We start from the raw sequence: 21,231 nt of genomic DNA on the forward strand, positions 1-21,231 counted from the left end.
CGGCCTTGTCCAGACTCACGCGGGACCAGCAGCGCGAGCTGACCCACGGCAAGCTCCTTGAGGCCGGCCGGACGGTCCTCACCCGTCGCGGCTTCCTGGCCGCCACGGTCGAGGAGATCGCCGAGGAGGCCGGCTACACCCGTGGCGCCGTCTACAAGCACTTCGGCGGCAAGGAAGGCCTCTGGCTGGCGATCATGGACGCCATGGCCGAGGCTCACCTCCGCCTCCTCGACGAGGCGCTCACGCGGGCGTCGGACCAGCGCGGCCTCGTCGCCGCCCTCACACCGGACGCCTTCACCGACGACGCCGACGCGCTGCGCTGGAGCGTCACCTCGGCGGAGTTCACCGCCGCCGTCGCGCGGCGGCCCGAGGTCGCCGCCGCGATGGTCGAGGCGCAACGACGGCACGAGGCCGAGATCGCCCTCGTCCTGGAACGGCACTGCGCTCGGCTCGGGATCGCACCTGCACTGCCGATGGCGCAGATCGTCATGGTGCTCGCCGCACTCGGTGGGAGCCTGGCACTGCGACGAGGGCTGGACGCCGAGGTCGACGTCCCGGAGATCCTGTCGGGCGTGCTCGGCGTCGTGTTCCGCGAGGCCTGAGCGCTACCCCAGCAATCGCCCCAGCTCCGCCCTCCCCGCGACCCCCAGCTTCGGATACGCCTTGTACAGGTGATGCCCCACCGTCCTCGGGCTGAGGAACAACTGCGCCCCGATGTCGCGGTTCGTCGCGCCCGTCGCCGCGAGCTTCACGACCTGCGACTCCTGCGGCGTCAGCTTCGACCACAGATCCGGCTCGGCCGCACGGGTCGCGTGCGTCGCCCCCGTCGCCCGCAGCTCGGTGCGGGCGCGCGCGGCCCAGGGCTCGGCCGCGAGCATGGCGAAGGTGTCGAGCGCGGTCCGCAGGTGGGTCCGGGCGCGGGAGCGCTGGCGTTCGCGACGCAGCCATTCGCCGTACAGCAGCGCCGTCCGGGCCTCGTCGAAGACGCGCCGGTCGCGGGTGTGGAGTTCCAGGGCGCGCTCGTAGTGGGGTTCGGGGTCGTCGGCGAGCAGGGCGCGGCAGCGTTCCAGCAGGGCCAGCGCCCAGGGCTGGCCGTTGGCGAGGGCCCAGGTTTCGAAGGCTCCGACGTCGGCGGCCCGGTCCGCGCGGACGGCGGCCTCGACCTGGTCGGGCGTCCACATCAGCGCCATGACCGTGTGGCGTTCGGGGCCGCGGATGGCGGCGTCCCAGCGGTCGGCGGCGGCGTCGAAGCGTCCGGCGCCGAGGTCGGCCATGGCGAGGGCCCAGGCGCGGGTGGCGAGGGTGAAGGCGAGGGCGTCGTCGGCCGAGGCGGGCGCGGGGTCGGCGCCGCTGACGGCGTCCAGCCAGGCGTCGAGGGCCTGGAAGTAGCCGACGAGCCGTTGCTGGCCGGTGTCGGCGGCGATCCTGCGCCCTTCCGCGGCGGCGACCCGGGCGTCGGTGAACTGCCCGAGCCTGGCCCGGGCTTCACCCAATGTGGACAGTGTGGTCGGGAGCCAGCCGGCCATTCCGGCCGCCCGGCACTCGTCGGTGAGGGTCTGGGCGATCTCGGCCGACACGTCGTGATCGCCGACGGCGGTGGCCAGCGTCGCCGCGTACTGCCGCGCGCCGGGCAGGCCGCCGCGCAGCGGCCGCATCATCTCGACGAGGCGCCGGATCGCGTCGATCCCCTCGGCGGGACGGCCCGCGAGCAGGGCGGCGAGTCCCCTGGTGGCGGCGATGCCCTCGGTGAAGTGGCCGCCGGTCAGGTCGGCGCCCTCGATGACGCCGACGGCCTCGGCGGCGCGCTCGGGATCGCCGGTGCGCCAGGCACTCTCGACGACGTGCATGACCATCACGGCCGCGCGTTGGGGATCGGTGGCCAGGACGGCGCGGGCGCCGGTGAGCATGACGCGGTGGGCGGTCGTGATCGAACCGCCCAGTAGCTCCGCCTCACCGCGCAGTTCGGCGACGCGGGCGTGGACGTGCGGGTCGGGGGTGAGCACGGCGGCCTGTTCGGCCAGTTCCCGGGCGCGCGGGCCCTGTCCGGAGTCGCCCGCCGACTCGGCGGCCGCGACGAGGCGGGCCGCGCGCGTCTCCGGGTCGGCGGTGAGTGCGGCGGCGCGAACGAGGGCCGTGACGGCCGCCGCCTCGCCGCCGCGGGCCTTGGCGCGCTCGGCGGTGGCGGCGAGCTGGGCGGCGGCGTCCTCGTCGGTGCCGGTCGCGGCGGCTGCGGTGTGCCAGGCGCGGCGGTCGGCGTCGGCCTCACCGGTGAGCACTTCGGACAGTGCGCCGTGGACGGCGAGGCGATCGGCGATGGTCGCGGTCTGGTAGACGGCGGACCGGATCAGCGGGTGACGAAAGGAGAGCAGCGTCCCGCCGACCTCGGCGAGTTCGGCTTCGACGGCGGCGTCGGCGGCCGACGCGGGAACGCCGAGACTCTCCGCGGCGCGGAGGACGACGCCGAGTTCACCGGTGTCCTCGGCGGCCGCGACGAGCAGGAGCGTGCGGGTGCCGGGGTCGAGGGCGGCGATCTCGGCGGCGAAGGCGTCCTGCACACGGCGGGGCAGGGGAAGCGGGCCGCCGGTGACGTCCCTTGTGGATGCCGTCTTCGCCAGTTCCCGCAGGGCCAGGGGATTCCCGCCGGTCTCGGCGATGACGCGCGAGCGGAGTTCGGGCGACAGGCCGCTGTCGGCGAGGAGCGCGGCGGCGGCGTGCTCGTCGAGTCCGGGCACGGGCAGTTCGTCGAGACCGTCGGCGCGGAAGTCGTGGCCGGTGTCGCGGACGGCGAAGAGCATCCCGACCCGGTCGGCGTGCAGGCGCCGGGCGGCGAAGGACAGCGCGTCGGCCGATTCCCGGTCGAGCCATTGGGCGTTGTCCACCAGGCACAGCACGGGCCGGGTCTCGGCGAGCTCCGCCAGCAGGCTGAGCGTGGCCAGCCCGACGGCGAAGCGTTCGGGCGGTCCGGTCGCGGCCAGGCCGAGGGCACCCCGGATCGCCGAGGCCTGCGGCGCCGGAAGCTCGTCCACAAGGGACAGTGCGGGACGGAGCACCTGGTGCAGTGCCGCGTAGGGCAGTTCGGCCTCGACCTGGACGCCGGCCGCGCGCAGGACGGTCATGTCCTTCGCCTCGGCGGCGGCGTGGCCGAGGAGCGCGGTCTTGCCCGCGCCGGGCTCGCCGCGCAGGACGAGGGCGGCGCTGCCGCCCTCACGGACGCGGGTGAGGGCGTCGGCGAGCGCGGTCAGCTGTGCTTCGCGGCCGTAGAGCATGGGCCGAATCTAGTGCCCGGCCCGCGACTTCTGGTGTACGCCGTCTGCGACCCGGGTCGTAGGGGTTCGTTCAGGGGCTTCCCCGGATGGCAACCGAAATGATCATGCGTAGCGTCCTTACCTATGAAGGGCACACCGGTCACGACCTACGTCAGGTGACCGATGTGAACGACCCTCCGAGTTTCTTACTGTGGCGTTCATCAGCGAAAACGCTTCTGAGTCAAGGAGATCGAGATGTTCGCCGCAGACACCGCCCGGGCCGCCGACACCGCCGACGTGACCGCCTTGTTCCAGCGTCTGAGTGACGCGTGGGGCGCGATGGACGCCGAGGCCTACGCCGACGCCTTCACCGATGACGCCGACTACGTCACATTCGTCGGGACGCACCTGCGCGGCCGCCGTCAGATCGTCGACGCGCACGCCGCGCTCTGGGAGCACTTCCAGAAGAACACCACGCTCTACGGCAAGATCCGCTCCCTGCGTTTCGTGACTGCCGACGTTGCCGTCATGATCACCGAGGGCGCGGTCCTGAAGCACGGGAAGACCGCGCCCAAACCCGCAGACCTGAAGGTGCAGACGCTGGTGGCCGTCCGTCGGCCGGAAGGCTGGCGTTTCAGCGGCTTCCAGAACACCAAGCACCGCCGCCTGATGGAGAAGATCGCGGCCAAGAAGGACGCCCGCATCGCCCCGGAAGCGCGCTAGCCCACCCCTCACTCACAGGAGCCCGACGTGACCACGCCCATTCCCGCCCGCCCCGTCAAGCGCCGCCGACTGCTCAAGACAGCGCTCATCGGCGCCCCGGCCCTGCTCGTCGCGGGGGCGGGTGGCTTGGGGATCGCCTACGCCAGCGCGGTCACCGACACCAGCGGTGAGATCGACTTCAAGAATCCGCTGAACGTCCCGCCCCTGGCGGAGTCCACTGTGGACGCGGAGGGTCGCCGGGTGTTCGAGCTGACCCTGCGGTCGGGATCGCGGCAGTTCAAGGACGGTGCCGCGACCGGGACCTGGGGCTTCAACGGCGACTACCTGGGGCCGACGATCCGGGCCGCGCGCGGCGAGACCGTGCTGTTCAACATCCACAACACCCTCGGCGAGACGACTTCGGTGCACTGGCACGGGATGCACCTCCCGCCGACCGCCGACGGCGGGCCGCACCAGTCGGTGCACGCCGGGACGACCTGGTCGCCGAGCTGGAAGGTCGACCAGCCCGCCGCTTCCCTGTGGTACCACCCGCACCCGCACGGCGAGACGGCCCGCCACGTCTACCGGGGCCTCGCCGGGATGTTCATCGTCGACGACGAGGAGTCCGCGGCCCTGGCGCTGCCGAAGACCTACGGCGTCGACGACTTCCCGGTGATCGTGCAGGACCGCTCCTTCGACGGCGACAACCAGTTCGACGAGTCGAGCGGCCTGTTCACCAACGTCGGGATCCTCGGCGAGGAGATCCTGGTGAACGGGACCTACGCGCCCTACCTGGAGGCGACGACGACGCGGGTGCGGTTGCGGCTGCTCAACGGTTCGGGTTCGCGGGTGTTCAACTTCGGCTTCACCGACGGTCGCGGTTTCGCGCTCATCGGCACCGACGGCGGTCTGCGCGCCGAACCCCACGGCACCAACCGGATCCAGCTCTCCCCCGCCGAGCGCGCCGAGATCGTCGTCGACGTCGCGCCGGGCGAGAAGGTCATTCTGCGCTCCTACGCCGCCGAGGATCTGGACATCGACCCCTTCTCGCAGCGCTTCGACGGCGGCGACGACGTCTTCGACGTGCTCGAACTGCGCGGCGCCGCGACCCTCACCGAGTCGCCCGCCGTGCCCGGAAAGCTCGTGGACGTACCGAAACTGGACGTCGACAAGTCGACCGAGACGAGGAAGTTCCAGCTGTCCGGCTTCAACCTCAACGGCAAGTCGATGGACATGGACCGCATCGACTTCGGCGTGGAGAAGGGAACGGTCGAGATCTGGGAACTGGAGAACGGCGACCAGCAGTTCCACAACTTCCACGTGCACGACGTTCAGTTCCAGGTGCTGAAGGTCAACGGCGAGAACCCGCCGGAGCACCTGCGCGGCTGGAAGGACACGGTGTACCTGCGCCCCGGTGGGAAGACGAAGATCGCGATGGAGTTCAAGGACTTCGCCGACCCGGACATGCCTTACATGTGCCACTGCCACGTGCTGTACCACGAGGACCAGGGCCTGATGGGGCAGTTCGTGGTGCTGGAGAAGGGCCAGAAGGTCGGCAAGCCGCCGAAGGACGGCGGACACGAGGGGCACTAGCTTCTTCGGCCTCGCAGACGAACCCGGCCGGCCCGCTCAACGCGGGCCGGCCAAGGGTTTTCCCCCTGCACACTCAGGAGTAGTCCTTCAGCGTGTACCCGTTCGCCACCTCGCGGAAGGTCTCGTCCAGCCCGAAGCCGTCGATCTCCTCGCCGTTGCGCTGCGCCTCGACGCGCGCCTTGTTCGTCAGCGCCAGACCCTGGTTGACCCCGACCCACTCCGCGAGTTCCGCGTGGTAGGCGTCGAAGGCGATCTCGTGGTCGCCGTCGGCGGCCTTCAGTTCGCCCGCCAGCACGTAGGCCCCCACCATCGCCAGGCTGGTGCCCTGTCCCGACAGCGGCGAACCGCAGTGCGCGGCGTCCCCAACGAGCGCGACACGGCCGACCGACCAGCGGTCGAGGTGGATCTGCGCCATCGAGTCGAAGTGGAACTCGTCGGTCTCCCACATGTGCTTGAGCAGCTCGGGCAGCACCCACGCGCCACCGTCCAGCCGCTCGGCGAGCAGTTCCTTCTGCGCCTTGACATCCCGGTAGTCGTAGTCGATCGGCTCGGCCGACTCGAAACCGAAGTACGCGCGGCACTCGGTGTTGTCGCGGACCGCCATGACCCCGCCGCCCCAGGAGTCGCCCGGGATCTGGTGGAAGGTCTGCCAGTGGTCGAGTCCCAGGAAGTTCGGCACGGTCCACACGCCCATGTAGGTGCCCAGGTGGGTGATGAAGTCCTGCTCGCCGCCCATGACCAGCCGGCGGGTGTTGGAGTGCAGTCCGTCGGCGCCGACCACCAGGTCGAACCGCCGCTCGGGCCGGTTCTTGAACTCGACGGTCACGCCGTCGCCGTCCTGCCGGATCTCGGTGATCGAGTCCTCGAAGAGGTACTCGACGTCGTCGCCGGCCACGTCGGCCATGATCAGCGCGAGATCCTCGCGGAGGATCTCGACGTCGGGACCGCCGATGTCGCCACCGGTGAGGGTCGACTCGGTGGAGCGGTAGACCTCGTTGCCCTCACTGTCCACCATGGACATTCCGTGCGACACGATCCGCTTCGCGCGCAGCTCCTCGACGATGCCCATGCGCTCGGCGACCTCCATCGCCGCGCCCCGCACGTCGATGGCCTGACCGCCCTTGCGCAGTTCCGGGGTCAGTTCGACGATCGCGACCTCGAAGCCGTAACGCTTCAGCCAGTACGCCAGGGCGGTGCCCGCGACGCTTCCACCGGAGATGAGGACGGAGGTGTTCTTCATGGTGTGCTCCTGCTCGGTTCGTTGTCCCTGTGACGAGACCGAGCTTGCGGGCGGGTGCTTACCAGCCGCTGACCATCGGCGCACGCGCGCTGACCCCGCAGGTCAGTGCGGGGCGGACCCGTCGGCGAAGTGCCGCATGAGGATGCGCATGGCCTCGTCGACCTTGCCGCGCTCCTCGTCGTCGAGGCGGGCCGTCAGCGCCCCGACCGCCCCGGCCACGGCCGTGAGGGCCGCGTCGATGGCCGCCACGCCCTCCGGGGTGAGCACGACGCCGAAGCTGCGCCGGTCGTCGGGCGACGGCACACGCGTGAGGTAGCCGAGGGCTTCGAGCCGGTCGATGCGCTTGGTCATGCCCGCGCGCGAGGTCATCAGCTCGTCCGACAACCGCGACGGCGTGATGCCCTGCCCCGGCCCGCGACGACGCAGGGTCGCCATGACGTCGAACTCGGCCTGCTTGATGCCCTGCGACTCCAGCGCGCCCTCGCCGAGGGGGTTGAAGACCCGGTAGAGCAGGTGCGTCATCCGCATGACCGCGCCCATCCCGGCCCGGTCGAGATCCAGATCGGGGCGCTCGCGACCCCACTGGGCGAGGATGCGGTCGACGAGATCGGTCATGGAGGCAGTCTATGGGGTGCGAAAACGCCCTCCGGGTGTTCCGGAGTCCGCTTTTTCCCGGGGGCGCCACCGTGTCAGGAGACGTGTCAGCGCCGGAACAGGGCGCTGACAGGAGGCCGCTCAAAACTGGCGACATGACTCAGGACAGCAACACCACTCAGATCCCCGCCCCTTCCCACGACCGCCCGGAACTGCGAAAGACCCTCCAGGACATCGCCGACCCCGAGTCGGGCTTCGTCGGAGTCACCTTGCGCGTCACCGACGAGAACGGCGAATGGGCCGGTGCCGCCGGTACCGCCGAGCGCGGCGGGCTCACCCCGCCCCCGATCGACGGTCACTTCCGGATCGGCAGCAACACCAAGACCTTCACGGCGACCGTTGTGCTCCAGCTGGTCGGTGAAGGCAGGATCGGCCTCGACACCCCCATCGCCGACTATCTTCCCGAGTTCGGTTTCGACGAGCGAATCACCGTCCGCATGGTCCTGCAGCACACCAGCGGCATCTTCAACTTCACCGGCGAGGTCTTCGAAGACGGTTCGGTCGTCCCCGGCATCGTCTGGAGCGGTGCGGAATGGGTCAACGACCGCTTCCGGACCTACACCCCCGAGGAGCTCGTGCGCCTGGCGGTGTCGAAGCCGGTCCGTTTCGAGCCGGGCGCCGACTGGAGCTACGCCAACACCAACTACGTCATCGCCCGCCTGATCGTCGAGAAGGTCACCGGCCGTTCCCTCACCGAGGAGATGGACCGGTTGATCTTCCAGCCGCTCGGCCTGACCGGCACCAGCTCGCCCGAGACCTCGACCGAGGTCCCGGAACCGCACGCCCACGCCTACTACCGCTACACCGAGGAGGGCGAGGAGAAGATCGTCGACGTCACCAGCCAGAACCCTTCGTGGATCTCGACCGGCGGCGACATGATCGGCACCACGAAGGATCTCCAGACCTTCATCATCGCGCTGGTCAGCGGTGATCTGCTGACGCCGGAACTGCGCGAGGAGATGTTCACCCCGGAGGCCAAGGTCGGCTATGGGCTGGGCGTGTTCGTCCAGGAGATCGCGGGCGTCAAGCTCATCACCCACAACGGCGGCATCTCCGGCCACGCCGGGCTGATGTTCGCCACCCCCGACGGGACGAAGACGCTCACCGCCTCGCTGAACTACGTCGACGACCCCGACCTGTCGATGGCCACGGCCTTCCAGGGCGCGGTGGGCTCGCTGCTCACCCAGGTCTTCGGCGGCGGTGAGGCGCAGGAGGAGAAGGCGGCGGAAGACGCCGGCTGACGCGTCGACGTCGAGTAGTACCGCGGACCGGCCGCGCCAGACCTTCGGGTCGGCGCGGCCGGTCCGCGTTGTGGGGCGGGACGGACGGCCCGGACGACAGGCTCGCGCCGCCGCATCAGACCTTCGATCGACGCGGCCGGTCAGCCAGAACCGCCCGCGTCGGCCGCGAGCTGCCGTCGCGCGCCACCAGACGCCACCGAAGCGTGTCCCCGCCGCGGCCCCGGATGCCCCACACAGATAATTTCCTCGTAGATAGTCAATCTGTGTACTATCTACTCGTGCACCACCCCCTTCCGCGCCCCCAAGGAGCCCACCCCATGCGCACCCTCATCTCCGGCGTCCGCCTCTTCGACGGCGAGCGCGTGGTCCCCACCGCCGACGTGCTCGTCGAGGACGGCGTCATCGCGGCCCCGTCGGCCGGGGACGCCGACATCGTGATCCCCGGCGAAGGCCGCACCCTCCTGCCCGGCCTCATCGACTCGCACGTGCACGTCTTCGACGGCGACCTCTCGCGCGCCCTGCGCCACGGCGTCACCACCGAACTCGACATGTTCTGCCTGCCCGCGAACCTGGCGCGGCAGCGCCGGGTCGCCGCCGCCCGCGACGACGTCGCCGACCTGCGCAGCTCCGGCACCCTCGCCACCGCGCCCGGTGGGCACCCCGCACAGCTGATCAACCCGGAGCTCGCCGACGTCCTCGGCGACGCGGTCGGCGAGTTCGACACCGTGGCGTCGGTGGACGACGTGGCGGGTTTCGTCGCCGCGCGGGTCGCCGAGGGCGCCGACTACCTCAAGGTGGTGGTGGAGCGGGGTTCCGGGCAGGCCGCTCTCGCACCCGAGGTCATCGCCGCACTGGTGTCGGCCGGTCACGAGGCCGGTTTGACGGCGATCGCGCACGCCTTGAGCGCCGAGGAGCTGCGGATCGCGCTGGACGCCGGGGTCGACGGGATCGCGCACGTCTTCTACGACGTGCCGCCGGGGCCGGACCTGACCCTGTTGATCGCACGGATCCTGGCGCGGGAGGTGTTCTTCGTGTCGACGCTGGCCTACATCGAGAAGATCGCGCCGGACCGTTCGGCCGACGCGGGCGCGGCCGCCGGCGCACTGCACCGGGCGGGCGTGCCGCTACTGGCCGGGACCGACGCGAACCTGTGGGCGCCGACGCACGGCGACGCCATGCACCGCGAGCTGGAACTGCTCGTCGCGGCGGGCCTGAGCCCGACGGCGGCACTGGCGTCGGCGACGAGCGCCCCCGCGCGGGTGTTCGGCCTGGCCGACCGGGGCCGCGTGGCACCGGGCCTGCGAGCGGATCTGCTGCTGGTCGAAGGCGACGCGACGGCCGACATCACGGCGACGACGTCGATCGCGGGGGTGTGGCGGCGAGGCGTACGCCTGTGACCTTGATAGGTCGGGCCTAAGTTTACTATTGACATATCTTTAGGTCCGACCTATTTTTGGGTTCGTTCTACTCGAAGATGGGAGCCCTCATGCCCCTCCGCCTCATGACCGTCCACGCCCACCCCGACGACGAGTCGAGCAAAGGCGCGGCGACGCTCGCGAAGTACGCCGCCGAGGGCGCCGACGTCCTGGTCGTCACCTGCACCGGCGGCGAGCGCGGGGACGTCCTCAATCCGGCGATGGACCGGCCGGGTGTCCGCGCGGATCTCGCCGCGGTCCGCCGGGCCGAGATGGAGACGGCCCGGCGGATCCTCGGGGTGCGGCAGCATTTCCTGGGCTTCGTCGACTCCGGGCTGCCCGGTCCGGGCGAGGCCTTGCCCGAGGGCTGCTTCGCCGAGGTCGCGCTGGAGACGGCCACCGAACGGCTCGTGGCCGAGATCCGCGCGTTCCGGCCACACGTCGTGATCACCTACGACGAGACCGGCGGCTACCCGCATCCCGATCACATCCGCACCCATGAGGTGACCGCCGCGGCCTTCGACGCCGCCGCCGACCCGGGCAGATTCCCCGGCGCGGGCGAACCGTGGCGGTCGGCCAAGCTCTACTTCCACGGCGCCCTCTCGAAGGCCTGGTTCGAAGCGCTGCACGACGGCATGACCGAGCGCGGCATCACGTCACCGATGGGCGCGGTCCTCGCGGAGTTCCCGGCCGGGCTCCCCACGCCGGAGTTCACCGCCCGCGTGTCCTGCGCGGACTACTTCCCGGTCCGTGACCGCGCCCTCCTCGCCCACGCCACCCAGATCGACCCGAACGCGGGCTTCATGCTGCACGACCGCGACGTCGAACGCGCCGTCTGGCCGACCGAGGACTACCACCTGGCCCGGACGCACGTCGAGGTCTCGCCGCCCGAGGACGACCTGTTCGCGGGGCTTCGCCCCTGAGCCCGCGGTCGTCGGCCACGAAAGGGCCGCACTCCACCTCCCTTCGCCCGCAGGCCATCCCCCGTTCACCGTCCCCGGCTTGACTGCGGTGATGCCCGAGCAGCCCCCACCCTTCGGCGCCACCGGTCCGCCCCCGGCCCCCGAGCGCGACCTGCGCCTCGACGTCCAGGGCCTGCGCGCGCTGGCCGTCGGGCTCGTCGTCGCCTCGCACGCCGGGATCGGCTTCCTCGGCGGGGGCTACGTCGGCGTCGACGTCTTCTTCGTCATCTCGGGTTTCCTCATCACCGCCCTGCTCGTCCGGGAACTCTCGGCGGGCGGCGGCCTGTCCTTCCGGCGCTTCTACGCACGACGCGCCCTGCGGCTGCTCCCGGCGGCGATCCTCGTCATCGTGGCGACACTGGCCGGGGCGCGGCTCTTCCTGTCGAAGCTGCGTTTCGAGGAGTACGTGGGCGACGCCCTCGGCAGCCTCTTCTACGCCGAGAACATCCGGCTGGCCGCGACGGGCACCGACTATCTCGCCGAAGGCGCGCCGCCCTCACCGTTCCAGCACTTCTGGTCGCTCGCCGTCGAAGAACAGTTCTATCTACTGTGGCCGGTCGTGCTGCTGCTCGGCTGGAAGGTGTTCGGGCTGCGGCGCAAGGGGCTCGCCGTCCTCCTCGCGGCCCTGTGCCTCGCCTCTTTCGGGCTGAGCGCGTCGACCACCTCGAACGACCCGTCGTGGGCCTACTTCGGGATCCACACGCGCTTGTGGGAGCTGGGTGCGGGTGCGCTGCTGGCGCTGTCGGCGGCCCGGCTCAAGCGGCTGCCAAGCGGTGTCGCGGCCGTCCTGGGCTGGGCCGGCATGGCCGCGATCGTCGTGTCGGCGGTCGCCTTCGACGACGCCACAAGCTATCCCGGTCATCTCGCGCTGCTGCCGACCGCCGGCGCGGCCCTGGTCTTGGCGGGCGGCTGTTCGCCGTCGCGCGGGGACGCGCGGCTCGTCCTCACGTTGAAGCCCGCGGTGTGGGTCGGTGGCGTCTCCTACGGCTGGTATCTGTGGCACTGGCCGCTCCTCGTCATCGGCCCGATGGCCCTCGGGATGCGCGTGAGCGTCCGGCTTTCCCTTGCCCTGGCGGCGATCGCGCTCCTCCTGGCCTGGGGAACCCTGCGACTGGTGGAGAACCCGCTGCGCTTCCACCGCGCGTTCCGGCGGCGGCCGTGGCGGGCGCTCGGCGTCGGCCTGGGCCTGTCGGCGAGCGCGACGGCGGTGATCCTGGTGGCCTCGGTGTTCCCGCCGGCGATCAGTTCGGGGGCGGCGGCTCCGGTGCTGGCGGAGGTGATCGCGGCGGCACCGGATCCGCAGGCGCGGCTGACGCGGATCCTGGCGGAGTCGGGTGGTGGGCTGCCGAGCAACCTGACTCCGGCGCTGACGGAGGTGAAGGGCGAGCGTTCGGCGATCTACCGGGACGGCTGCCACGTCTCCTACGAGAGCGCGACGGTCGAGCGCTGCGTCTACGGTGACGTGTCGTCGAGCCGGACGGTGGTGCTGTTCGGTGATTCGCATGCCGCGCAATGGTTTCCGGCCTTGGAGCGGCTCGCGCTGGCCGGCGGCTGGAGGCTGGTGTCGCTGACGAAGGCGTCGTGCAAGGTGGCGACGGTGACGATCATCCGGCGGGGCGCGGACTACGCCAGTTGCGACGAGTGGCGTTCCGCCGCGCTGGAGGTCATCGCGGAGTTGCGGCCGGCGCTGGTGGTCGCGTCGTCGTCCGACGCCGGTGATCCGGCTCGGGCCGGGAATCCCCTGGCGCTGTGGACTTCCGGCTACCGGGAGACCTTCGCCGCGCTCACCGCGACGGGTGCGGAGGTCGCGGTCCTGCTGGACACGGCCTGGCCGGACGGCGACGCGGTGGAGTGCGCGGCCCGGCATCCGCTGGACCTGGCGGCGTGCACGGCGAGCGTCCCCGCGTCGTTGCGGGATCCGGTGCGGCGTCAGGCGATCCGGGACGCGGCGGGACCGGCCGGGGTGACCGTCATCGACCCGGTGCCGTGGCTGTGCCGGGACGGCGGCGAGTGCCCGGTGGTCGTCGGCGACACCTTCGTATACCGCGACGACAGCCACCTCGCCGAGGCCTACACGGCGGCGATCGCGCCGGTTCTCGGCGCGCGGATCACCACCGTGTGGCCCGAATCTGAAGCACCCTAAGATTCGGGCATGCGCAGTCCCCTCCGCACCCTCGGATCCCTTGTCGCCGTGGCGCTTCTGGCGTTGACGGCGGGCTGCTCGAAGCCGTCGGCGAACCTGGCGCAGCCCACGGAGTGGACCCGGGCGGTCCCCGCCGCCTACGGCCGGCCCCTCGACAGCCGGATCGCCGAGGGCACGGTCCTGGTCACCACCACGAACGGGCTGATCGGCATGGACCCGAAGACCGGCGCGCAGCGGTGGTGGCGCGACTTCGCCAAGGACTTCGACGACTCCCTCGGCGGGGAGATGAGCCGCGGCGTCGCGATGTTCGCACTGACCATCGCCGGGGACGCCATCGTCGTCACCAAGTCCGCGGAGAACACACCGGGCGACACCGGTCGGTCGGGACACGAGGTCCTCGACCTGGCGACGGGACAGACCCGCTTCACCGTCCTGCCGAAGGTCGACTCCGCCGACGGCTGGTCCTTCGTGCACGTCACGAAGACGTCGATCATCGACTTCCAGTGCGTCGACCTCGTCGAGTGCGACATCACCTCACTGCCACTCGACGGCGGCGCTCCACAGTGGACCGTCAACCTGCCCGGCGGCCGCGTCGACCTGCCCGACCAGCTGTCCTGGAACCAGGAACGCGGCTACTCCTCCGACGGCAACTCACCGCCGATCTGGCGCGTCGCGACGGAACCCGAGTTCGCCCTGGTCAACAACCACAAGACGGACACGGCCACCACCGTCGACCTCGACACCGGCCGGATCCTCGGCGAATGGAAGCACGCCGAGACCCGCGCCTGGTACGTCCTCGTCGGCCCGACGGTCGTGGAGGTCGGCGGCGGCGACACCATCCGCGGTCTCGACCCGGCGACCGGTGAGGAACGGTGGAACCACGTCCCGCTCGCCGCCGCGTCGGCGCCTTTCGGATACCACGGTCTCCTCGTCGACGGCGGCGTGCTCATCGACGAGACCGAGTCGGACTCCGGGGTCAAGCGTTACCAGTTCGTCGACCTGCTCACCGGCCCGCAGGGCGAACCGCTGACCGCGACGCGACCGAACGCGCTCGTCGTCCGCCCGGAACTCGTCATCACGGTCGACGAACTGCTCAGCGAGGTCACCGCCACCGACCCGGCGAGCGGGCAACCGCTGTGGACCGGCACGCTGCCCAACGGCGACGGCGCCTACCGCCTCTTCGAGAGCGTGCTCACCGAGGACACCCTCGTGATCACCGCGACGACCGGCTTCGACGACCCCGGCGCGCTGCACGCCGTCGACACCGCCACCGGCAGGGTCCGCACCTGGGAGGGACAGTGGATCCTCGGCACCGGCGACGGCATGATCATCGCGGTGTCCGGCGACGAGTACGAGGGCGAGTTCGCGCTCCACTCGCATTGGCTGTGACCATCGCCGTTTAAGCGTTCAGGGGATGCCCGCGCGCCTGGCACCGTCCCTTGTGGAATGACCGGTCGTGGTCGCGCGGTTGAGGCGACGGGACCGCGCGGGCCCACCCCCGCGCGGTCCCGCCCACGTCACTCCGCGAAGGCGTCGACCCCGGTCAGTTCCGCCGACAGGGCCCACAGCCGGTCGGCCTGGTCCGGGTCGATCGCGTAGGGGCTGACGCCGCCGGTGAACGGCTCGTCCAGGCTCGCGACCTCGGCGATCTCGCAGTCTTCGAGGTAGACCCCGCCCATCCCGTCGAGCTGCGGTGACGTCGCCGCCCAGACCTGCGTGGCCGCGCCCTGCTCGGGCGTCTTGAAGCCGTCGCCGATGGGCTTGCCGTCCTCGTCGATCCAGCCGAGCGCGACCATCTCCTCGGTCGGCAGGTGCCGCTGGAGCGGCGTGAGGATGCCCCCGGGGTGCAGCGAGAACGCGCGGATGCCCCGGTCGCGGGCACGCGCGTCGAGCCCGACGGCGAACAGGACGTTCGCGGTCTTGGCCTGCCCGTAGGCCTCCCACTTGTCATAGCCGTTCGTGAACTGGACGTCGTCCCACCGGATCGGCGAACGCCGGTGCCCGGCGGAGGAGACGGCGACGACGCGGGCGTTGTCGTTCAAGGCGGGGAGGAGGCGGTTGACGAGGGCGTGGTGGCCGAGGTGGTTGGTGGCGAACTGGGCTTCCCAGCCGGGTCCGACGCGGGTTTCGGGGCAGGCCATGATGCCGGCGTTGTTGATGATGATGTCGATGCCGCGTCCGGTGGCCAGGAAGCGTTCGGTGAAGTCGTCGACGGAGTTGAGGTCGCCCAGGTCGAGGCGGTCGACGTCGGCGATGCCGCCCAGGGCCTCTGCGGCGGTTTCGGGCCTGCGCGCGGGGACGACGACGTGCGCACCGGCGTTGGTGAGGGCGCGGGTGGTCTCCAGGCCGAGGCCGGAGTAGCCACCGGTGACGACGGCGAGCTTCCCCGAAAGATCGACACCGGCGAGAACCTCGGCGGCCGTCGACGAACGGTCGAAGCCGGACCCGAGCTTGTGCTGTGGCGTGGTCATGGTGGTGACGCTACGACCTAGAGCGTGGTCTAGGTCAAGCTTCCGGTGCAAAGCGCCGGTGGGGGTCTTCCTCAACCCCGCACCCTCCGCCGCGCCCGTTCGGCCAGCGCCCGGGCCTCCCCCTCCCCCACGCCGAGGACGGCAGCGATCTCGCCGTAGCCGACGGCGAACAGTTCGCGCAGCACGAAGGCGAGCCGCTCGTCGGCCGCCAGCGTCTCCAGCACGACCATCACCGCCAGGCCCAGCGAGTCCGCGGCGGGCGCGCCCCCGGCGGTCTCGGCGCCCAGGCGGCCGCGCAGCCGGTCCAGGCACACCCGCGCGACGAAGGCCGCGAGCCAGGCGTCGGCGTCCTCGGCCGCCAGCCGCCGCCGTGCCTCGTCGAGGGCCGCGTCGGCGTCGGCGCCGACCATCCGCACGGCGATCGCCCGCAGGCGCGGCCGGGCGGCGGTGAAACGGTCGGTGAGCAGGTCGGCGAGGGGGTCCATGGCGAAAGTCCTCCGGTCGGGTCGTCAGTCACCTGACGTAGCCCACCCCGCGGATGTGACTACCGCGTCCCCGCGGCCCCCGCGGCGACGACCGCCAGCAGCCGGTCGTGGATCTCCCCGAAGCGCACCCGCACGGCCTCGGCCGCCTCGGCGACGACCTTCGCCGACGGGTCGCGCTCCGGCTCCAGCAGCAGGTGCACGGCCTCGGCGAGCGCGACGTCGGGGTCGGCGATGTTCATGCCGCCGGCGAGGTCGGGCTGGTCCATCATCAGGCCGAAGCCGACGAGGAGGGCGTGCAGCGCGTACATCTGCCGGGGCAGTGGCAGGTCGTCGCGCACGACTCCGCGCTCGCGCAGGATGCCGAGGACGGCGCTGCCCATCGCGCCCGGTGAGGCCTCGGCGAAGCGTTCCCGGTCCTCGGGCCGGTGCATGAGCCGCGCGAGGGCGCTGTCGTCGCTGCGCAGCCACCGCAGCCACGGGTTCCCCGCGGTGGTGCGCAGCAGCATCGGCGCGAAGCGCCGGGGCAGGACGAGACTCCGGTCGGCGTCGAAGCGGCCGCCCACGTCGTCGAGCCAGGCGAGGACCTCGCGGGCGATGAGCCCGACGAAGAGGTCCTCCTTGGTCTCCCAGTACAGGTAGACGGTGCCCTTCCCGACGCCCGCGGCGGCCGCGATCTCGGCGATCGTCACCTTGTGGACGCCGTGCCGCAGGGCCAGTTCGCGCGCGCTGTCGAGGATCCTCCCGGCCTTCGGGGAGGCCTGTTCGATCAGCCGGCTCATCGGCCCCATGATGTCACGCCTGCACGATGTCCACGGTCTTCATGACGTTCGAGCGGCTGCGGTGGTGAACGCGCGACAGCAGGGCGCGCCCGACCGATGTCGCCATGACCCGGTTCATGGCCTTCCGTACGCGCATTTCGGTGCGGTCGGCGGGCAGGAACAACCGGCGCATGTCCATCCCGCTCCCCTGGTGGAACTCGACGAACGGCCGCAGCTTCGCCTCCCACGCCCGCAGCGCCCGCCCGATGTCGCCGGGGTGGCGCTCCAGCATCGTGCCGAGCAGGTCGGCTCCGGCGAGGCCGGTGGCCGCGCCCATCCCGGAGTAGAGCGTCGGGCACCACGCGGAGTCGCCGAGGAGCACGACGCGCCCGCGATGCCAGGTGTCCATGCGGATCTGCTCGGCGGTGTCGAAGAGGTGGTCGGGCGCCTCGCCGAAGCGGTCGAGGAGCCAGCCGAGGGTCGCGCCGGGCGCTTCGGGACCGAAGACCTCCCGCAGGGTCTCGATCGGGGGACGGCCGAACTCGGCGTCGGGGTCGGCGGTGCGGTAGTTGAACAGGACCGTCGGCGGCCGGTCGGCGAAGGGGAACACCCACGCCGAGCGGCCTTCCTCGGCGAGGATGACGCCGTCCTTGACGCGGTAGCCGGGGACCGGGCCGGGCAGTTCGCACGCGGCGATCATGTACCCGAGACGGTGGACGCGGCCCTCGTCGGGCCCGAAGGCGAGGCGGCGAACGGTCGAGCGCAGCCCGTCGGCGCCGACGACGAGCCCGAAGCGCTCGGTGCCGCCGCCGAAGTCGACGTCGACCCCGTCGGCGTCCTGCCGGATCGCCAAAGGTGGCGCGGAGTAACGGATCTCGACGTCGGCGGGCAGCGCGTTGAAGGCGCCGTCCTCGATGTCGCCGCGCACGACCGGCAGCGCCTCGCCCGGCACGGCCTCGGTGAAGCTCAGGGAACGCAGGCGACGGCCCGCGCGGTCGACGTTGTAGGAACGGATGTCGTCCGACAAGCGGTTCGGCAGTGCGATCCCGAGCCGCCGGGCGGCGCTGATGCCGGTGCCGAACAAGGCGATGAAGTAGCCGCCGCGCCTGCGCTCGGGGGCCTTCTCGCAGATGACAACCCGCCAGCCCGCCTGATGGAGACGCAGGGCCGAGGCCATGCCGCTGACGCCGAGTCCGACCACGAGCGCCCGCTTCGCGTTGGTGTCCATGGGATCGAGACTAGACTCACTGACCGCATTGGTCATCTGGTCAGTTCGCTATTGTGGTGGAACGCTCAGATGAGGAGATCCCGACATGCCAAGGGTTTTCGTGCACGGGCACCCCGAGACGGCGGCGATCTGGGAACCGCTCCTCGCCGAACTCGACGGGCCGCCGCCGGTACTGCTGTCGCCGCCCGGGTACGGCGCGCCGGTGCCCGACGGCTTCGCCGCGACCGTCACCGACTACCGCGACTGGCTCATCACCGAACTGGAGGCCATCGGCGAACCGGCGGACCTCGTCGGACACGACTGGGGCGGCGGGCACGTCGTCAACACCGTCATGGTCCGCCCGGATCTGGTGCGCAGCTGGGTCAGTGACGTCCTCGGCGCCTTCGACGCCGACTACGAGTGGCACGAATACGCCCGCCGCGAGCAGCGCTCGGACGGCCCGGCCGTGCGCTTCGACCCCGACTTCGACACGAGGGTCGCCATCCTCGTCCAGGTCGGCCTTGGCGAACCGATCGCGCGCCTCATCGCCGAAGCACAGCGGGAACCGATGGCCGAGGTCGCACACGCGCTCTACCACTCCGCCGCGCAACCCGTCATGTCCGACCTCGGCCGCGACCTGGAACTCGCCGCGAAACGACCGGGACTGTCGCTGCTCGCGACCGAGGACCACTACGTCGGGACGGTCGAGCAACGACGGCGGGCCGGCGACCGCTCGGGCGCGCGAACCGTGACCCTCGAAGGGCTCGGGCACTGGTGGATGGTCGAGGATCCCGCGCGGGGAGCGCGCGTCCTCGAAGAGTTCTGGAAAGGCCTGTGAACGCGTAAGGCGCGGGAGCCCCCCGGCTCCCGCGCCGATCCCCACCCCCGGGGATAACCGGATCACGTCTACAGCAGGCGTCGCAGCTCCGCAACGAGCAGATCGGCGCGCACACCGGAGTTCGGGCAACCGCCGAAGTGGTGCAGGGCGATGACCTTGCCCGTCGAACGCGCGATCACCGGCGAACCCGAGGAACCGAACTCGGTGTCGCACTTGTAGCCGACGTCGGTGTCGGCCTCGTACCCCTGGTACTTGGGCTCTTCGACACGGCAGTTGCCGCCGTCGTCGGAGTCGCTGTCGACCGCGATCTGCAGCGGCTTGCCGCTCGGGTGCTGCGGGATGTAGAGCTTCTCCCCGCGCTCGCTGAGGCGGTTGTCGAACTCCAGGTACCCGAAGTCCTCGATCTCGCTGAAATCGCCGACGGTGAACAGGGTGTAGTCGTAGGTCTGGTCGGTGGCGAGGACCTCGTCGCCGCGGACCTTCACCGGCTCGCGGGTCGCCGAACCGCCGCAGACCTCGCACTCGTAACCGAACCACACCTCGGTGGCCTTCGCCTCGCGGCTGGTCTCGAAGCAGTGGTGGTTGGTCATCATGCGGTTCTTCGGGCCGACGCGCCAGGCCGTGCACAGGGTCGTGCCGTCGATGAGCAGCCGCGCGACGGCGGCGCTGCGGTTGAACGCGGCCGGATCGCTGTCGCGGTAACAGACGGCGTCCTTCTTGTCGTCACGCGAGCAGACGCTCTCCGGGGAGCGCGGCTCGGACATCTCCGCCGGCGACAGCCCACGGGTGACCTTGTCGATGGCGGCGCCGAAGAGCGGCAGGTCGGCCAAAACGGATGCGGCCTCGCGATGCAGCTCGACGACGGCCTGCTGGCCCGTGACCGACGTGGCCCAGGTGCCGGCACCGTCGGAACTGTCGTAGCGGTACTCCTCCGAGCCGTCCGCATTGGACACCGAGACGTAGTCGCCGTCGGCGAGGAGGAGACGCTCGAAGTGGACCTTCACGAAGGAGGCGCCCGGGTAGGTCAGCGTGCGGGTCGTGTCGCCGGTGTAGGAGAGGACGGCGTCGGCGGCCTCCTCGGCTCCGACCGTCGCGGCCCCCGCCGGAACCCGCTGCTCCGGCGCCACGACGGCCGCCGACTCGTCCCCGGCGTGGGCGTTCGGTCCCACGACGAAGGCGACCCCGCCGAGTAGCAGGGCGGCCGCGCCGACCCACGTCTTCTTGTTTCTGCCCACGATCTTCCCCTGCTGCTCAGTGGTTATCCGGCCCACTGGTGTAACGATGCGGGGAGGCTGCGGACACGCCTTGTCACCGTCGTACGAGTACCTCACCGAGAGGTTTGCGGGAGATGTCGGGAACCCGCGCGTCCGGAGCGGGATACCCGACGGGGATGAGGACGTAGGGACGCTCATTGGCGGGCCGGCCGAGGATCTCGCCGAGGAACTTCATCGGCGAAGGCGTGTGCGTCAAGGTCGCCAGACCCGCACTGTGCAGTGCCGCCAAGAGGAAGCCCACGGCGATGCCCACGGACTCCTTGACGTAATAGGGACGCGGCTCGTCGACTCCCTTGTGGACCTCGAAGACGACGATGAGGGCCGGTGCCGTCACGAGGAACGGCTTGTCGTGATCAGTGCCGAGCGGCGCGAGAGCGGCGAGCCACTCCTCGGAAGCCCGACGCTGATAGAACTCGCGCTCCTCCTCCTCGGCCCCCACCCGAATCTGTTCTTTCAGAGCGGGATCGGTGACGACGACGAAGCGCCACGGCTGGATGTTCGCGCCACTGGGAGCCGTCGCCGCAGCGGCCACCGCCGACTCGATGACGTCCATCGGGACCGGCTCGTCGGTGAAGTCACGAATCGTCCGCCGCCGAGCCATCCACTCGGCGAACTCCGCAACCCGCCGACGGGACTCCTCAACGGAGATGTCGAAATGCGGGGCCGCGACGGTGGGATACGGCGAGCTCAGGTCGGTCGTGGACATGCGTACAGGTGTACCGGTGTCGTGGGGGGCGGGGCAAGGGTGATCAAATCCCTGAAACAGGGGCGGGGCCGTGCTCACGTTGCAGTTCCGGCGGGATGAGTACCTGAGGGAGAAGCCGATGCTCGCCGACGCGGTCCTGGTCGCTGGGGAAAGATGGCGGCGCGCGCGATCACCGCACCCCAAGGCGATGTGCTCTCCCACCAGGTCGCGCGCAGCGCGACACACCCCCCACCACTACTTACCTGTGTCTCCGTCGCTTCGGCCAGGGATTGGTGCAACACGAAGGTTCTGGGGCTG

18 protein-coding genes are annotated in these 21,231 nt (G+C 71.0%); 9 read left to right on the forward strand and 9 right to left on the reverse strand.

The genetic code is table 11. The features are described 5' to 3' along the window. Positions 1 to 5: 5 nt before the first annotated feature. On the forward strand, positions 6 to 602 hold the full coding sequence (locus tag HNR73_RS26630) for a TetR/AcrR family transcriptional regulator (RefSeq protein WP_184790367.1): 597 nt from the start codon (positions 6 to 8) through the stop codon (positions 600 to 602). 3 nt (positions 603 to 605) lie between these two features. On the opposite strand, the gene HNR73_RS26635 is transcribed toward HNR73_RS26630, so the two are convergent. Further along, complete coding sequence (locus HNR73_RS26635) at positions 606 to 3,266, reverse strand: ATP-binding protein (RefSeq protein WP_184790368.1); 2,661 nt, start codon at positions 3,264 to 3,266, stop codon at positions 606 to 608. A 234-nt stretch (positions 3,267 to 3,500) separates the two neighbouring features. Here HNR73_RS26635 and HNR73_RS26640 point away from each other — a divergent pair, with 234 nt between their 5' ends. Continuing rightward, positions 3,501 to 3,968 carry an SgcJ/EcaC family oxidoreductase gene (locus HNR73_RS26640; RefSeq protein ID WP_184790369.1) on the forward strand — a complete coding sequence of 156 codons (468 nt, stop codon included), beginning with the start codon at positions 3,501 to 3,503 and terminating at the stop codon, positions 3,966 to 3,968. Between the two features lie 27 nt (positions 3,969 to 3,995). Next, the gene (locus HNR73_RS26645) at positions 3,996 to 5,540 is read left to right on the forward strand and encodes a multicopper oxidase family protein (RefSeq protein ID WP_239122338.1); all 1,545 of its coding nucleotides are present in this window, start codon (positions 3,996 to 3,998) and stop codon (positions 5,538 to 5,540) included. Between the two features lie 73 nt (positions 5,541 to 5,613). Here the strand turns inward: HNR73_RS26645 and HNR73_RS26650 are convergent, their stop codons facing one another. Continuing rightward, positions 5,614 to 6,780, reverse strand: a complete 1,167-nt coding sequence (locus HNR73_RS26650; protein ID WP_184790370.1) for an FAD-dependent monooxygenase — start codon at positions 6,778 to 6,780, stop codon at positions 5,614 to 5,616. A 102-nt stretch (positions 6,781 to 6,882) separates the two neighbouring features. Continuing rightward, the gene (locus HNR73_RS26655; protein WP_184790371.1) at positions 6,883 to 7,395 is read right to left on the reverse strand and encodes a MarR family winged helix-turn-helix transcriptional regulator; all 513 of its coding nucleotides are present in this window, start codon (positions 7,393 to 7,395) and stop codon (positions 6,883 to 6,885) included. A 134-nt stretch (positions 7,396 to 7,529) separates the two neighbouring features. On the opposite strand from HNR73_RS26655, the gene HNR73_RS26660 reads away from it, so the two are divergent. The 5 genes from HNR73_RS26660 to HNR73_RS26680 all read left to right on the forward strand — a co-directional run bounded on the left by HNR73_RS26660 (position 7,530) and on the right by HNR73_RS26680 (position 14,584). Further along, positions 7,530 to 8,675 (forward strand): serine hydrolase domain-containing protein, encoded by a 1,146-nt coding sequence (locus HNR73_RS26660; protein WP_184790372.1) that lies wholly within the window; start codon positions 7,530 to 7,532, stop codon positions 8,673 to 8,675. 317 nt (positions 8,676 to 8,992) lie between these two features. After that, the gene (locus tag HNR73_RS26665; RefSeq protein WP_184790373.1) at positions 8,993 to 10,072 is read left to right on the forward strand and encodes an amidohydrolase family protein; all 1,080 of its coding nucleotides are present in this window, start codon (positions 8,993 to 8,995) and stop codon (positions 10,070 to 10,072) included. 89 nt (positions 10,073 to 10,161) lie between these two features. Beyond that, a complete protein-coding gene (mca, locus tag HNR73_RS26670; protein ID WP_184790374.1) occupies positions 10,162 to 11,013 on the forward strand; it encodes a mycothiol conjugate amidase Mca in 852 nt (283 codons plus the stop codon). Between the two features lie 91 nt (positions 11,014 to 11,104). Beyond that, positions 11,105 to 13,195 carry an acyltransferase family protein gene (locus HNR73_RS26675; RefSeq protein WP_184790375.1) on the forward strand — a complete coding sequence of 697 codons (2,091 nt, stop codon included), beginning with the start codon at positions 11,105 to 11,107 and terminating at the stop codon, positions 13,193 to 13,195. A 9-nt stretch (positions 13,196 to 13,204) separates the two neighbouring features. Beyond that, positions 13,205 to 14,584, forward strand: a complete 1,380-nt coding sequence (locus HNR73_RS26680; RefSeq protein ID WP_184790376.1) for an outer membrane protein assembly factor BamB family protein — start codon at positions 13,205 to 13,207, stop codon at positions 14,582 to 14,584. Positions 14,585 to 14,712: 128 nt separating this feature from the next. Here the strand turns inward: HNR73_RS26680 and HNR73_RS26685 are convergent, their stop codons facing one another. The 4 genes from HNR73_RS26685 to HNR73_RS26700 form a co-directional block, all read right to left on the reverse strand. Then, complete coding sequence (locus HNR73_RS26685; RefSeq protein ID WP_184790377.1) at positions 14,713 to 15,666, reverse strand: SDR family NAD(P)-dependent oxidoreductase; 954 nt, start codon at positions 15,664 to 15,666, stop codon at positions 14,713 to 14,715. A gap of 71 nt (positions 15,667 to 15,737) precedes the next feature. Beyond that, positions 15,738 to 16,151: a sigma factor-like helix-turn-helix DNA-binding protein gene (locus HNR73_RS26690; protein ID WP_184790378.1), complete on the reverse strand. Its 414-nt coding sequence runs from the start codon at positions 16,149 to 16,151 to the stop codon at positions 15,738 to 15,740. A 59-nt stretch (positions 16,152 to 16,210) separates the two neighbouring features. Next, complete coding sequence (locus HNR73_RS26695) at positions 16,211 to 16,930, reverse strand: TetR/AcrR family transcriptional regulator (protein WP_184790379.1); 720 nt, start codon at positions 16,928 to 16,930, stop codon at positions 16,211 to 16,213. A 13-nt stretch (positions 16,931 to 16,943) separates the two neighbouring features. Continuing rightward, the gene (locus tag HNR73_RS26700) at positions 16,944 to 18,137 is read right to left on the reverse strand and encodes an FAD-dependent monooxygenase (protein WP_184790380.1); all 1,194 of its coding nucleotides are present in this window, start codon (positions 18,135 to 18,137) and stop codon (positions 16,944 to 16,946) included. Between the two features lie 85 nt (positions 18,138 to 18,222). Between HNR73_RS26700 and HNR73_RS26705 the strand changes: the two genes are divergently transcribed. Beyond that, on the forward strand, positions 18,223 to 18,954 hold the full coding sequence (locus HNR73_RS26705; RefSeq protein WP_184790381.1) for an alpha/beta fold hydrolase: 732 nt from the start codon (positions 18,223 to 18,225) through the stop codon (positions 18,952 to 18,954). Positions 18,955 to 19,022: 68 nt separating this feature from the next. On the opposite strand, the gene HNR73_RS40905 is transcribed toward HNR73_RS26705, so the two are convergent. Together HNR73_RS40905 and HNR73_RS26715 are read right to left on the reverse strand one after the other, a co-directional pair. Beyond that, positions 19,023 to 20,189, reverse strand: coding sequence for a trypsin-like serine peptidase (locus HNR73_RS40905; protein WP_184790382.1), 1,167 nt, complete (start codon positions 20,187 to 20,189; stop codon positions 19,023 to 19,025). 73 nt (positions 20,190 to 20,262) lie between these two features. After that, complete coding sequence (locus HNR73_RS26715; RefSeq protein ID WP_239122340.1) at positions 20,263 to 20,829, reverse strand: nitroreductase family protein; 567 nt, start codon at positions 20,827 to 20,829, stop codon at positions 20,263 to 20,265. Positions 20,830 to 21,231 lie beyond the last annotated feature (402 nt).

This window comes from Phytomonospora endophytica, assembly GCF_014202425.1.
In the GTDB taxonomy this organism is placed as follows: Bacteria; Actinomycetota; Actinomycetes; order Mycobacteriales; family Micromonosporaceae; genus Phytomonospora; species Phytomonospora endophytica.